The organism is Eilatimonas milleporae (assembly GCF_003688555.1).
GTDB lineage: Bacteria > Pseudomonadota > Alphaproteobacteria > Sphingomonadales > Kordiimonadaceae > Eilatimonas > Eilatimonas milleporae.
This window is the reverse complement of the sequence record NZ_REFR01000013.1, coordinates 63,373-77,056: the sequence shown is the minus strand read 5'-3', so window position 1 is coordinate 77,056 and position 13,684 is coordinate 63,373. Positions and strand designations below refer to the sequence as shown.

The following is a 13,684-nucleotide window of genomic DNA, read 5'->3' as shown; positions in this document are numbered from 1 at the left end:
CCCCAATGCCGAGAGCGGTGCCGATGGTTGAGTGGTATTTATGAGTCACAGAGCCCTGACCCTTCAGGAACGCGCGGCCCATGTGAAAGGTGCTGTGCCGCCTGATAGGCTCAATTCTTCCCTGCTGAAGCGCTGGCAGTCCCAGAAGCCGTTTCAGGACACGTCCGTTTTGGATGAACGGCTGAATGCCGCTGGCCTGTCACGGTCTGTTTTCGAGGCGGCGATCAGCCTTGATATTCCCGAAGATACGAACGGGACGTCCACCGATGCGGATGTTGTCTCGACCATGGCTGCCGCACGGGCGGATCATCCGGACTGGCAGACGGTACTGGCCGGCATTAAGCCGCACAAGGCCGAAGGGGTTGAAGCCTTTTCATCCCTGATTGGGCCGCTTCTTGTGGCAGCCCATCGGCGCGTACTGACAGCCTGCACGACACTGGCGGACAGGGTCCCGATTGTGCCTGAGCATGTCGCGCTGTCGGCTTCTTCCCATCTTGCGGGGCGAGTGGCACGCATGGCGCAGCGTGTGGTGCTGCTGGAACTCTACAAGGCCAAACAAAGCGGACTGCTGTCCGGCAATACGTCGGAACACCGTTTTGAAAGTTTTTGCGACCTGCTGACGCAATCTTCTTATGCCGATGACCTTCTGACGGCCTATCCCGTGCTTGCCCGTCAATTGATGCTCACGGTGGACCGGTGGGAAACGGTTACGCTGGAAATGCTGGATCGTTACGCCGACGATTTTGAAACGCTGGCGAAAAATTTCACGGATGAAAATTCTCTCGGTCCGCTCGACAGTGTGACACTGGAGGCAGGGGATCATCACCGCGATGGCCGGACAGTCTGCTTTCTGCATTTTGCCGGGGGCAAAAGCGTTGTCTACAAACCCCGCTCACTGGCCGTTGATGTCGCGCTTGCACATCTTCTGGACTGGATGCGCGCGCGCGGTTTCCGCATCGCGTTGAAAATACCGCACAGTCTGGACCGGGGCACATATGGATGGGCCGAATTTATCGATCAGGCGGCGTGCCGGTCGGATGATGAAATAACGTCCTTTTATGAGCGGCAAGGGGCCTGGCTTGCCGTATTTTACATTCTGTGTGGCAATGATTTTCATCATGAAAACCTCATTGCCGCCGGTCCGCACCCCGTGCCCGTTGATCTTGAAACCTTGTTTCAGCCGGACCTGACCACTGTCGGACTGGCCGGGGGATTTGCCGTCGCCGGCAGCGAAGTATACGGCACTGTCATGACTGTCGGACTGTTGCCGAGCCGCATATGGGGCCGAAACGGCGGCAAGGAAGGCGGTATCGACATGAGCGGCATGGGGGCGGCCGGAGAGATGTCGCCGGTTGCCAGTCTTGTTCTGGAGGAGGCCGGTACCGATCGGATGCGTTTGGTGCGCAAACCGGTTGCGGTACCGCCGGCACGGCATCTGCCCACGCTGAATGGCGACCCCGTCAACGTCGTGGAGCATACCGATGCCTTCACGAACGGTTTTGCCGAGGCTTATGATTTTATCCTGACGCATCGTGCAGGCCTGTTGGGCAAGGATGGCCCCCTTGACGGTTTCATGGATGTCGAGGCGCGGGTTATCCTACGGGCGACGTATTATTATGGCCTTTTGATGATGGATGCCTTCCATCCCGACGTTCTGCGGGATGGTCTTGAGCGTGACCTGTATCTGGACCGGTTGTGGATGAATGTCCCCTTGCGCCGGTTGGAACCGAAAATCATCGAAGCCGAACGCCGCGACATGTGGCGCAATGATATTCCCGGGTTTTATATCCGGCCTGGCCATACCCATATATGGACAGCCGACGGGGACAGGATTGCCGATATATGGCCGCAGACCCCTATGGACCGTGTGCGGGAGAAGCTGGAAACACTGGGGCCGGGTGACCGCGCCCGCCAGCTTTGGCTGGTGGAAAAGACGCTCGCGACCCTGCCGCTCCGGAACAGGCTGGTCGGGTATGACGACTATCCGGTTCCGCGCGACCTGCCCGTTCTTGCATCCGAAGACTATCTGAAAGAGGCCGAGGCCGTCGCGAATCGTCTGGCTGAACTGGGCTTCACCGCCGCCGACGGCAGTATGATCTGGATGACCTGCTCGCCCGCCGGTGTGGGGCACTGGATTTATGCCGAGATGGAAAACGACCTTTACGGTGGTCTTCCGGGCATGTGCCTCTTGTTCGGCTATCTGCACGTTGTCACGGGTAAGGCGCATTATGGCCTGCTCGCCCGTCAGATATGGAAAACGGTCGAACACATTCTGGAAAACCCCGGGTATGCCGTGCAGAATCCGGGTGCCTTTACCGGCTGGGGCGGGCTGTTATATGCGGCCCGTCATTTGAGTGCCGTGCTGAAAGACGATTCGTTCCTGGAGGGCGTCATTGACAGGTTGCCGGGCCCGGCCGATCTGGTAGCCAATGACCGGACTTATGACCTGGTTGGCGGAGCGGCCGGTTTTCTTGCCTGTGCGCTGCCCCTGGTGGGTGACGGACATTCCGGCCTGCTTGATCATTGCAGGGCTTGCGGCGAACATCTGCTGGCGCATGCCCAGGACATGGACACCGGGATTGGCTGGCATCTGGAAGTGGCGGGCGCTGAACCGCTTGGCGGGTTTTCCCATGGGGCGGCCGGGATTGCCTGGTCGCTGCTTCTCCTGTCGTTCCATACAGGTGATACCCGCTTCCGGGACGCGGCCGTCCGCGCGCTTGACTATGACCGCAGCCTGTATTCCCCGGAAGAGGAGAACTGGCGGGACCTCAGGGAAGGGGCCCGTCCTGGCGAGAGCGTTGCCGTTGACGAGCATTATCTGGTGGCATGGTGTCACGGCGCACCCGGTGTGGGGCTGAGCCGGCTGTTGATCAGGGACCTGATGGATGATGATGGTTGCCGTGACGAAATCCGCATCGCGGTGTCCAAAACACTAGACGACGGTTTTGGCCGTAATCATAGCCTTTGCCACGGCGATTTCGGTAATCTGGAATTTCTGGGCGCGGTCGTCGATGCGGATAAAGACGAGGGGCTTATGGCTGCCTGCCACCATCTTGCCGCCGGCATTGTCGATGTGGGGCGCAGGCAGGGGTGGCATACGGGATTTCCGTCGGGGACCGAGCCCCTCGGCCTGATGACGGGACTGGCCGGAATCGGTCTTGCCCTGCTGAAACTGGCGGCGCCTGATAAGGTGCCCTCAGTGCTGGCGCTGGAGATGCCGCCCCGTCAGGCAGTCGGCAAACAGGAGGGCATGGTAGTGTGACCGCCTGTCCGGGGAAGTGCCACGCATGGGTGGGGTGAGACTTGTCTCTTTTGCTTCTGCCTATGTCTTTCGCTTCTGAATGCGCGCCGGCTTTGCTATAAAGAAACCAGATAAAGGGGCCTGATCCGAATTGGGCCTCGTCAGCATATCCGCTCGACCGCTGATGCCCGGTCTGTTCCTGTTTGCGCCGCATTTGTGCAGGGACTGACCCCCTGCCGCCTGTCCCGCGTAGGATAGCGTGGCAGCCTGTTAGCTTGCTGGAGACGGGATATGGGAAGGAAAGATACCGACCTTACGCATTATGTCGCGGATCGTCTGGCCGCGGCTGAAAATGGTAAAACCGACGCCTTTTACGACCTTGGCCTTTTATATTCCACCGGCCAGGGCGTCGACCGTGACTATGTTCAGGCCCACAAATGGTTCAATCTGGCTGCCATAAACGGTTTGCACCGGGCCGCTGTTGACAGGGGCGAACTGGCGCGTGACATGAATGTCCGCGATATCGCCAAGGCCCAGAGACAGGCGCGTGAATGGCTTGCCAGGCACTGAGCCTCAGTGAGCCTGAGTTTCGGGTAAGGGTATTTCTTATTATCCCGCCTGTGCCGGCTGCCTGTCCGTTCGCTTCCTGATTTTCATATCTGACAACTGGTCTTTCACCCCAACAGACAACAAAACAGACTTGCCTTGATGCTGCGGTCCTGCTTTGCATAACGATAACGGCTGCTCTTTCCGTTACGCAGGCTTGGAGTTCCTTGTCATCATGTCCGTCTCAGACACCGGCCCTGCGCCGGCCCCTTCCGAAACCATTCTTGTCACCGGTGCCTCGCGCGGCATCGGTGCCGCAACGGCTCGCCGCCTTCTGGCCGGCGGTGCGCGTGTTATCGGCAGCTATGCCAATACACCCGGTGCACTCGACGCCCTTATGGCGGATTATGGACGGGAGCGTGTTCTCGCCGTTCATGCCGATCTGGCACAGCCCGGCGCGGCGACCGGCCTGTGGCGGCGCGCGCGGGACTGGGCGGCGGACGCGGGCGGCATTGATGGACTGGTCAACAATGCCGGGATCATGCCGTCAACACCGCTCGCCGTGCCGGAGGAGCGCTGGCAGGATGACTGGTCGCGGGTCATGGCCGTGAATGTGCAGGCCGTGGCGGATCTGTGCCGTCTGGCAGTCAGCACTTTTCGCAGCGATAGCAGCCGCAAGGGCGCGCGCGGACGTATTGTCAATGTGGCAAGCCGGGCGGCTTTTCGTGGTGATACCGAGGACTGCGTGCATTACGCCGCCAGTAAGGGGGCGGTGGTTGCGTTGACGCGCTCTCTCGCCCGTGCGCTGGCGGGGGAGGGTATCTATGCCTTCATCATCGCGCCCGGTTGGGTGAAGACGGACATGGCGGCGACGGCTTATTTGCCCGGCAATGAGCATATGCTTGCGGAAATCCCTGTCGGCGATGCGGCGCCGCCAGCGCAGATTGCCAACATGATCGCCTTTTTGATGAGCGGGCAGGTGGATCACGCAACCGGCGCCACCTTTGATATCAACGGCGCCAGTTATGTGCGGTGAACCGCGACTGTCATGGCCCAAAGGAGCCGCCTGTCCGGTGTTCAGCGCCCGGTTTCCAGGGCGCGGTCAATCTTAAAGGCAATGTGATCCCGGTGCGCGCGGGTGGCGGCATCGCCGCGCCAGCGGTCCATGCTGCGGCGGATGCGGCGCAGATTGCCAAGGGCGCTTGACCGTGCCACTTCATCGTAAAAGACGCTGCCGAAAACCCCGATCAGCCTGTCCACATAATAATGTTGCAGACCCTGACGCATGGTGTTGACGGCACCGCGACTGTCGGTGTCGAATATGGCACCGGTCAGGTCGCCCATCATCTCCGGGACGCTGTAGTCATTGCCGTAAAGACCGGTATCCGTCATCCGTCTGAGGGTGAAGGGATGCAGCAGATGCGCCAGGATGTCGGCCTGAATGCCAAGCGCCATATCATGCAATTTCGGGTCTTCCGTGCCGAAATAGTGCCGGAACCCGCGACGCTGGATCGCCAGATGACGGGCCAGGTCGCCGTCAATATCGAAGGCATCCGGCGCGAACATGCCGGTTGTCAGGACCCCCATGGCCTGTTTCTGCACCGATTTTGCCACCGGACGATAGGGCGCGGTCGCACCGGGCTGACCGGGGGTGGCCCGATCCACATAAACCCCGCCGATATACCGGCTGACCACCCGCCCCTGCCACAGCATGTCCCATGCGATGGTCAGGAAAGCGTTGCGCAGACCCTGATAGCTCTCGTCACCATTGGTCTGATAGCGTTCCATGAGGCGCGCCATGGCCTGCCTGTCCAGTTCCAGCCTATCGGCGGCATAGCGGACGGGATCGTCTGAAAAGTCGAAAACATTGACGCGGGGGTCGACGCCCTTGCCCGGGATGCTCATATCGTCGGCATCATTGCCGAAGGCGAGTGCCGGATCGCTGGACCGCTCCAGATGGGCGCGGCGTATGTCCGGGTCGTCAAGACGCGTGTCATACCCGAACTGAACAGCCCATACATCATACGGGCCCGGCCGTGTTGTATAAAAATAAGCCTGCGGTTCGCCCGGCGGCGCGATATTGACGGCCGGATAGTCCATGACCGATCCGACCAAGCCGCCGCCCTGTGCCAGAATATCGTGGGCGCTGGCATAGGGGCGGCCAAAGCTGCCTTTCATATTGTGGGTCAGGCCAAGTGTATGGCCGACCTCATGGATGACCAGATAATATAAGGCTTCTTCCAGCAGGCGGTCGCTGTGGCTGTTACCGCCCTTGAGTGTGGCGGCCAGGGTTTTGCCGAGGGCCACGCTGCGGCGCAGGTGGCTGGATATCGTGCAGCCTTTTGCATCGCCCGGATTGTGGTGTGTGTGCGTGTGACCGGACGCTCCGCCGTTGGGCCGCCATATCCGGGCGCCTGACGGGCCTTTGCGGAAATCCATCGTTGCCAGATCATAAGTTTCCAGGTCGAAACTGCGGCCCACGCGCATCAGGTCCGAGAAGAAGCTGTATTCCAGCATGATGTCGGCACCGAGAATTTCCCCGGTGCGCGGGTTGGTGAAACTGGGGCCGTATCCCGTAAAGGCCGGCGTTGGCGATGCGGTCCAGCGAATGACATTATAGCGGATATCGCCCGCGTCCCAGTCGGCGTCATCGGGCTGTATCCGGACCTGAATGGCGTTCCTGAAACCGGCAGCCTCAAACGCTATGTTCCAGCTTTCCACCGCGCGGACAATAACGGGGCGCAGGTCCTCGGGCGTGGTGTTTTCAACCCACCAGACAATCGGTTTGACCGGTTCTGAAAGGGTGGCTTGCGGGTCTTTTTTTACCAGACGCCAACGGTTGATCATATCCCGCCACGGCGTCACGTCCGTGCTGGTCATGTCGTTGACATAGTTGAGGAAATACCCGACACGTGGGTCATCCAGGCGGGGGCTGTACCCGTCATCCGGCATGCGCAGCAGGGTATGCTGGACCCTGACGGTCACATTCCGCGGGTCCGTGATTTCCAATCCGGTTCCGACTGCGGGCGGTTGCGGATTGGTATAAACATAATCGGCCGTCACCGCCGTGTTTTCCGGATAATTGCCGATGGCGGAAATCTTGGTTTTGGCACTGCTCAATTTGCCCAGCCCGAAGCGGTCGCCGCTTTTCTGGCCCGGCGCGCGTGAGGGTTTGATCTGGTCCAGGGCCTCGCTTGCAAACAGTCCGTCGGCCCGGATGAGGTACCGTTTCAGTGGCGGTGTAGTGGCTGTATCCTCAAGCGCATCCTCATCCTTGCCGGTTTTTTCTTCACCAGCCTGCTGATCGGTATCCGCACTGTCTTCAGCGCCGGTCTCCGGGTCGGTTGTTGCTGTCTGTGGGGCATCGGTCCGCGCGGACGCCAGCATTTTCCTATCGTCCGCTGGTTTTTCCGGTATTTCGGGGGCGGTGGCTTCATCCTCCGCGGCGCTATCGGACGGTGTGTCCGCTGCGTCCGTGCCAGTCGCCTCATGTTTTTCGGCTTCGCTTGGTTCCGGTGTATCCTCGGCCCCCTCTTCGCTGCTGGCGGCCTCGATACGGGCGACGGCCAGAATGGCGGGGGAAATATTCGCATCCCGTGCCCTGGCCAGCGGATTGTCGGGATCGAAATAGAAAAAGGGGTTTTCCTCGACAAATTCAATCCGGTTGAAATAGCGGTTGATGCGGATGATTTTCTGCTGCCGATACTGACCGCGAAAATGGCCGCCCTCGACCACACCGTCCATCACATGGGAAAAATAGATGAATTCCCTGTCCAGTTGATCTTCACGGATTTCCATCCGCAGGCGCCCGGTCTCGGGATCCTGGTAGAGGGGGAAAAGGCCGTCAAATTTTTTATGCCCCTTGATGACGGAGGCAATGCTGCGAAATTGGCTTTTTTTCTGAGGGGTTTTCCGCGCCGGCTTGGATTTGGTGGGGGTATTCTTCGCCGGTGTCCCTGTCGGTTCCGAGGCGCTGGCCGGTTTTTGATCCGCGGCAGCATCGTTGCCGCCTTCCTCTGTCTTGTCCTGATCGCTTTTTCCCGGCTCGTCTTTTTCCTGGCCGTCCTTGCCGTCATCCTCGTTTTTGCCGTCTCCGTCCTCTTCAGCGGGCGGTTCATCGGCTTTTGCGTCCGGTTTGTCGTCTTGCGGTTTTGGGTCATCCTGTGACGGAATGGTCTGAAACGATAAGGCCCTTTGTAGGTCCTGGGAGCCAAAACCGGCGGTGGCCCCTGCCGCACTGAGAATAAAGGCAGTGCCGGCCGTCAGAACGGCGGCCAGGGACCGTGCCGTTTTTGCCGGATAACGCGGTAAAAATCGCATGCTCAACTTATGCCTCATTCACTGGACCGGAATTTGACCGGCAACAATTAGTTTTTGTCCGCGCCGCCGCGATGTCAACGCACCGGGCCGTTATCCGTCGCAGGATGTAAACCGGTCATCGATTCCCGCCCCGATGCGCAGGTCAATCGGACATGGTATCCGTTTTGCTCAAGGCCGTCCGGCGGGATTAGGGCAGGGCGCGCGCTATACTGCTGAAGCGGGATGCGAAAGTGTCGCAGCCTTCCCGGGGGGCTGTCGCGCTGGTGGCGGCCAGAAGGTTTTTGAATTCCAGCCGGGCGACGACTTTTTCAAATTCGTCACGCGCCAAAGCGGCAATACGCCCTTCGGTTTTGGTGATGAATTCATCGACCATGTCTTCGTCCAGGACACAGTAGCGTGCCGCACCGGCGAGCCCGGCGCCGGATCGCGCAACGACCATGATATTTTGCTCCGCCCAGAAGGAGGCACCGCCAGCATTTCCATTGGCACCGGCCTGTCCGGTGGTGGGGCGGGGCTGGCCGGTCTGTACTTGCTGGCCGGACTGTCCTTGCGCCAGCGCAGTGGTGCCGGGCCCCATTATCAGCGCCCCCGCAATACCGGCGATCGCCATAGCGGCAGACATGGATTTGACCCAACGCGATTTAGAGCAGCATATCATCGGCATTCAGAGTTTCCGCATGGTCCTGGCCATTTTGTGGCCGTATGGTGTCCGTTTTCAGACCGTCCGACAGTGGCATCATCTTTAGGGGCCCCGGTCGGCTTCAGCCCCACGCATGCGCGTTGTCATCCTTGCCCCGGCGGCTGCAAAAAGACAAGTCTTTGCCGCATCCGTTGCCTTTGGTTAATGGATATAGTTGGGCTATATGTGCTGACTTTCCATCACAACCACGCGATTGCGCCCAAAAGATTTGGCGCTGTAGAGCGCTTTATCGGCACGGGCAAGAGCGGGCTCGATGCTGTCTTCCCCGTCCTGGGTACAGGCGATGCCGATACTCGTGGTAAAACGGCAGGTCTGTTTTCCGCACCGGCTCAGATTGTCGGCCGTGCGACGCCGAATACGCTCGGCAACGCGCACGGCATCGTCCACTGTCGCGTCAGGCAGGACCGAGGCGAATTCCTCGCCCCCCATGCGGCCGACAAAACCGTCATCGCCGATGCAGTTCCCGATGATGATGGCGAAGTCCCGGATGGCCGTATCCCCGGCACCGTGTCCGTATGTGTCATTCACCCGCTTGAAATAATCGATGTCGAGCATCAGGACCCAGACCGCGTTTTCACCCGTGCGGTTGTCTGTCGCGGCATCGTTGCCCAGCTGCATGAACCGCCGTCTGTTGTAAAGTCCCGTCAGTGAGTCCGTGTTGGCAAGGCGGGTCAGTTCGGCCTGCTTTTCTTCCAGCTCCGCTTTTGCCATATACAGTTGTTCCGCCATTTCCGCCGTACGGGCGGCGTCCGCTTCCACCATGGACTGATGCATGGCGCTGTCACTGTCTGCCTGACGCAAGACCGTGACATCGCGCAAAAGCCAAAGGCGAAGGGCCTGATTCTTGATGGGTCGTGTCTGCCGTTCATAGGTCTTGCCATTGCTGAAACCCAGCGTCTCGCTGAACTTCATGTCCGGCGAGGCCATGATGGCATCAACCACATTGTCTGCCTGCTCGCGCTCGACAAGCTGCCGGTGCCATGAACTGAAAACACTTCTGATCATGTCCGTACCATTCATGACGTCGCCCAGCATGTCACGGGCAGCCCTGTTTTTCAGGATGATCCGGCCATCCAGCTGGCAGACCAGAATGGCGTCCGGCAGGATATCAGGATCAAAACACCAGTTTGCCGATGTATCTTCAGAGTGTGCTTTTGGTTGCATTGTTGTGCCGGGTGAATCAGTGTCTGTTTTTTGATCATTCACAGGGTGCTGACGCAGGGCGAAGACGGTCTGGAAAATCAGAAAGGCGGCTGTGAAAACCGCTGTCAACCCTAAGACAAAACGATGTAAGTCTGATTCGGGACTGAGCAGCAAACCGGTTGTCAAACCGGCAAAAACCATCATGCCCCATAGGAATGACACTGTCCTATTCACAACGAATGCCGATTTGCCCAACCGCGATATCCCCAATGGTCGAAGGGGAAACCACCCGTGTATGCTTGTCAAGTCCTGCTTATGGTTTTAGTGACATTCATTATGTAGGCGCTTCGACCCGATGGGGCGCTGCGGCAACACTCAGATCGCTTTAGGGGTGTGTGTAGGGGGATGCCGGTCCATAAGCCGGTTCGCTACAGGGGAAAATAAAATCCCGTGGCGAAGGGTACCCGTTCTTTCCGCCGTAGCAGAAATGACCGCCGGCTGACCGTAGAGGCAAGGGGCGGCGTTTCGCCGGTGACCGATGTCCGGCAGCGAGAGAGGAAAGGACATTCCAATTATGAAAAAACGTATGATGCTCAAAAGAGCAGTTCATGTCTTGATTCTAAGCACTGCGGCCGCCGTGCCGGCGGTCGCCGCCCAGACATCCGGACCGGATGGCGGTGAAATGCAGAACCGCTTTTTTCAGGCGGATACCAATGGCGACGGCGTCGTCAGCCATGATGAAATGCTGACCCGTGCACAAGATCGCTTCGCGGAGTGGGATGCGGATGGCAACGGGTTTCTCGCGCTTGAGGAATTGCCGCGGGAAATGCCGGGGATGGGAAAACGCCGTATGCGCCACCATGCGTCAGGCGAGGGGGACGGCGAAGTCAAGCGCAAGCCGACGCGCATGCGTTTCATGGCCCGTCTGGACAATGACGGCGATGAACTTTTGAGCGTGGATGAATTTACCGCCCCCATGATTAAACGCTTCAAACGCGCGGATGCCGATGGTGACGGTGCCGTGACACAGGCCGAATTCGACGAAGCAAAAGAGGCCATGCGCCGCCGGTTCCGCCGCGGTCGTCACCATCAGGGCGGTTGATCGCGCCGCCATCCTGATTTTCTCCTCCCCACTGTCCCGGTTTTGGGAAAGCCGGGTGTGCGATCCGCTCTCGATCGCCACCCGGCCTTTTTATGGCCCTGCGTCTCACGGTTTTCAGACGGAAGCGCCGAGGGCCGGCCCGGGTCCGGCATTTGCCGGATGGACTTGTTCTTGTGACGCGGGACGGGTAGGGTGCGCGGCAATTTTGATGGACGGACCCGTCTGTGCGGCATGCCTTGCGGCATCACCCGGACGGCAAGCGGAGAGCAGGACATGTTCAAGGGCTCCATTCCCGCCTTGATAACCCCCATGCGTGAGGATGGCTCTGTCGATGGCGATCTTTACCAGCGCTTTATCGACTGGCAGGTCAGGGAAGGATCGCATGGTCTTGTCCCGGTGGGAACGACCGGGGAGTCGCCGACACTGACCCACGATGAACACCGCATGGCGATCGATCTTTGTGTCGAGGCCGCCGGCGACCGGGTGCCGGTCATGGCCGGTACCGGTTCCAACGCCACGCGCGAAGCGATCGAACTGACGCAATATGCGGAAAAAGCGGGTGCGGACGCCGCGCTGATCGTCACGCCATATTATAACAAACCCAGTCAGGAAGGGCTCTACGCCCACTACAAGGCGATCCACGACGCGACCGGGTTGCCGATTTTTATCTATAATATTCCGGGACGCTCAGTGGTCGATATGTCGGTACGGACCATGGCACGCCTGTTTGAGCTGGAGCGGATCGCGGGCGTCAAGGATGCGACGGGTGATCTGGCCCGCTGTGCCGCACAGCGGGTCGCCATGGGGCCCGGTTTTATCCAGTTGTCGGGCGAGGACGCGACGGCCCTCGGGTTCAATGCCATGGGCGGTCAGGGCTGTATTTCCGTGACGGCGAATGTGGCCCCCCGGCTGTGCGCTGAATTTCAGACCGCCTGTCTGAACGGTGACCATGCCGGAGCACTGGCCCTGCAGGATCGTCTGATGGCATTGCATGATGCCATGTTCGCCGAACCCAGCCCGGCGCCGGCAAAGGCCGCCCTGGAGCTGCTCGGATTGGGTAAGGCCGTGGTCCGTCCGCCTTTGCTGCCGATGAGCGATGCGGGCCGCGCGATGGTGGCATCCGCCATTGGCAAAGCCGGACTTGGACCGATCAGCCTGTAAGCGTCGCGCATGATAAGCCGCTGGCGGGGGACAGGGAGCGTTTCTGCAAACAGCGCCCTTGACCACGGTCATGCGGATGCGTAAGTGAAGCCGGTTATGGCCAAAAAGAAAAAAGATAAAAGCCCGCCCCGCCGTATCGCCGCCGATAACCGCAAAGCACGTCATGAATATCATATTCGCGACGAGTTGGAGGCGGGTATTGCTCTTCAGGGGACGGAAGTCAAAGCCCTGCGCGCCGGTGAGGCGAGTATACGGGAAGCCTATGCCGAGGCCAAAAATGGTGAATTATGGCTGGTCAACGCCAATATTCCCGAGTTCGCCCATGGCAACCGTTTCAATCATGAGCCGCGCCGCCCCCGCAAGCTTCTGATGCACCGGCGGGAAATCAATCGGATCGCCGGTGCCATCCAGCGGCAGGGTATGACACTGGTGCCGTTGAGAATTGTCTTCAACGACCGCGGGCGGGCAAAGGTCATTCTGGGTCTGGCCGAGGGCAAGAAGCTGCATGACAAGCGTGAAGCCGAAAAACAGCGGGACTGGCAGCGCCAGAAGGCCCGCCTGCTCAAGGATCACGGCTGACCTGGGTGCGGATTGCCGCCGCGAAGACGGGATCCGATCAGAGCCCCTGCACAATCAGTGTGAAGCGTATGGGGCTGTCCGGCCCTCCTGCCACCAGTTCATTGCGTCCGGGCCGCAGCCGGGCGATGGAACTGCTGGAAAACCGGCTCAGTTTTTCGCCGTTCACGATGGTCCCATGTGCGCTGCCCAGGTCACGCACCGACAGTCGTTCATCGCGTACTAAAATCTCAAAATGTTCATTGGCCAGTTCCACCGTGCCCTTGGCCGGCAGCAGCAGCCTGTCGCCCATCGCTTTGGCGGCCTTCGCCTTGCCGGTCTGACGGCACACGCGGAAGGGCAGGCTGTCGATCCTGACGGGGGCCTCCAGCAGGTCCTGCATGGGCGGACTGGCGGGCACAAGCTGTAGCGGGTTTTTCGGGTCCAGTTTCGGCATGTAGACCGTCTTCGGCAGCGGGATGTCGGCCCGGTCTTCTTCCGGTCTTGCGGCGCCTGACGCGACGCTGATACGCAAACGGGCGGCCAGTGTATGCACCACCTTGCGCACAAGCGGGTCTGAGAAACTGCGCATGAACGCATCCCTGGGGATGAACAGGGTGCGGCAGACACTGGCGGCCTGTGCTGTGACCGAATGCGGTTTGTTTTCGATGGCGCTGATTTCTCCCAGCAGGTCGCCCGTGACCAGCCGGGCAATTTTCACATTGCCGTCCTTCTCTCCCAGAGAAATATCGATCTCGCCTTCCAGGATCAGATAAACGCCATCCGGGTCAGAGCCTTGCAGATAGATGACTTCTCCCTTTTCGAAAGCTGTTTCGCTCCGCAACGTTTCCCGAGCTTCGCCGCTGTTCGGTTTTTCTGCCATATCTACCGGTTTTGCCATACTCCGTCCTTCACC

The 13,684-nt window shown here is 59.7% G+C and carries 10 protein-coding genes; 6 read left to right on the top strand and 4 right to left on the bottom strand.

Annotated elements, in window-relative coordinates:
* The first annotated feature begins 40 nt into the window (after positions 1–40).
* From BXY39_RS13345 to BXY39_RS13335, 3 genes are all read left to right on the top strand, one after another.
* A complete protein-coding gene (locus tag BXY39_RS13345; protein WP_121939388.1) occupies positions 41–3,262 on the top strand; it encodes a type 2 lanthipeptide synthetase LanM family protein in 3,222 nt (1,073 codons plus the stop codon).
* 270 nt (positions 3,263–3,532) lie between these two features.
* On the top strand, positions 3,533–3,811 hold the full coding sequence (locus BXY39_RS13340) for an SEL1-like repeat protein (protein ID WP_121939387.1): 279 nt from the start codon (positions 3,533–3,535) through the stop codon (positions 3,809–3,811).
* Positions 3,812–4,022: 211 nt separating this feature from the next.
* A complete protein-coding gene (locus tag BXY39_RS13335) occupies positions 4,023–4,823 on the top strand; it encodes an SDR family NAD(P)-dependent oxidoreductase (RefSeq protein WP_121939618.1) in 801 nt (266 codons plus the stop codon).
* A 41-nt stretch (positions 4,824–4,864) separates the two neighbouring features.
* Here BXY39_RS13335 and BXY39_RS13330 read toward each other — a convergent pair whose 3' ends face one another.
* The 3 genes from BXY39_RS13330 to BXY39_RS13320 all read right to left on the bottom strand — a co-directional run bounded on the left by BXY39_RS13330 (position 4,865) and on the right by BXY39_RS13320 (position 9,971).
* Positions 4,865–8,107: a zinc-dependent metalloprotease gene (locus tag BXY39_RS13330; RefSeq protein ID WP_245999195.1), complete on the bottom strand. Its 3,243-nt coding sequence runs from the start codon at positions 8,105–8,107 to the stop codon at positions 4,865–4,867.
* A gap of 187 nt (positions 8,108–8,294) precedes the next feature.
* Positions 8,295–8,729, bottom strand: a complete 435-nt coding sequence (locus BXY39_RS13325) for a hypothetical protein (protein ID WP_147453582.1) — start codon at positions 8,727–8,729, stop codon at positions 8,295–8,297.
* 237 nt (positions 8,730–8,966) lie between these two features.
* Complete coding sequence (locus BXY39_RS13320) at positions 8,967–9,971, bottom strand: sensor domain-containing diguanylate cyclase (protein ID WP_170163840.1); 1,005 nt, start codon at positions 9,969–9,971, stop codon at positions 8,967–8,969.
* Positions 9,972–10,524: 553 nt separating this feature from the next.
* On the opposite strand from BXY39_RS13320, the gene BXY39_RS13315 reads away from it, so the two are divergent.
* The 3 genes from BXY39_RS13315 (at position 10,525) to smpB (ending at position 12,792) form a co-directional block, all read left to right on the top strand.
* Entirely contained in the window at positions 10,525–11,052 is a 528-nt protein-coding gene (locus BXY39_RS13315; protein WP_170163839.1) for an EF-hand domain-containing protein, read from the top strand.
* 273 nt (positions 11,053–11,325) lie between these two features.
* Positions 11,326–12,213, top strand: coding sequence for a 4-hydroxy-tetrahydrodipicolinate synthase (gene dapA / locus BXY39_RS13310; protein WP_121939615.1), 888 nt, complete (start codon positions 11,326–11,328; stop codon positions 12,211–12,213).
* 96 nt (positions 12,214–12,309) lie between these two features.
* The gene (gene smpB, locus BXY39_RS13305) at positions 12,310–12,792 is read left to right on the top strand and encodes an SsrA-binding protein SmpB (RefSeq protein ID WP_121939384.1); all 483 of its coding nucleotides are present in this window, start codon (positions 12,310–12,312) and stop codon (positions 12,790–12,792) included.
* Positions 12,793–12,829: 37 nt separating this feature from the next.
* On the opposite strand, the gene BXY39_RS13300 is transcribed toward smpB, so the two are convergent.
* On the bottom strand, positions 12,830–13,669 hold the full coding sequence (locus BXY39_RS13300; RefSeq protein WP_170163838.1) for a cyclic nucleotide-binding domain-containing protein: 840 nt from the start codon (positions 13,667–13,669) through the stop codon (positions 12,830–12,832).
* Positions 13,670–13,684 lie beyond the last annotated feature (15 nt).

Coding starts and splice junctions, on each gene's coding strand:
- BXY39_RS13345 (WP_121939388.1), top strand. CDS start 41: ATGAGTCACAGAGCCCTGACCCTTCAGGAACGCGCGGCCCATGTGAAA.
- BXY39_RS13340 (WP_121939387.1), top strand. CDS start 3,533: ATGGGAAGGAAAGATACCGACCTTACGCATTATGTCGCGGATCGTCTG.
- BXY39_RS13335 (WP_121939618.1), top strand. CDS start 4,023: ATGTCCGTCTCAGACACCGGCCCTGCGCCGGCCCCTTCCGAAACCATT.
- BXY39_RS13330 (WP_245999195.1), bottom strand. CDS start 8,107: ATGCGATTTTTACCGCGTTATCCGGCAAAAACGGCACGGTCCCTGGCC.
- BXY39_RS13325 (WP_147453582.1), bottom strand. CDS start 8,729: ATGTCTGCCGCTATGGCGATCGCCGGTATTGCGGGGGCGCTGATAATG.
- BXY39_RS13320 (WP_170163840.1), bottom strand. CDS start 9,971: ATGCAACCAAAAGCACACTCTGAAGATACATCGGCAAACTGGTGTTTT.
- BXY39_RS13315 (WP_170163839.1), top strand. CDS start 10,525: ATGAAAAAACGTATGATGCTCAAAAGAGCAGTTCATGTCTTGATTCTA.
- dapA (WP_121939615.1), top strand. CDS start 11,326: ATGTTCAAGGGCTCCATTCCCGCCTTGATAACCCCCATGCGTGAGGAT.
- smpB (WP_121939384.1), top strand. CDS start 12,310: ATGGCCAAAAAGAAAAAAGATAAAAGCCCGCCCCGCCGTATCGCCGCC.
- BXY39_RS13300 (WP_170163838.1), bottom strand. CDS start 13,669: ATGGCAAAACCGGTAGATATGGCAGAAAAACCGAACAGCGGCGAAGCT.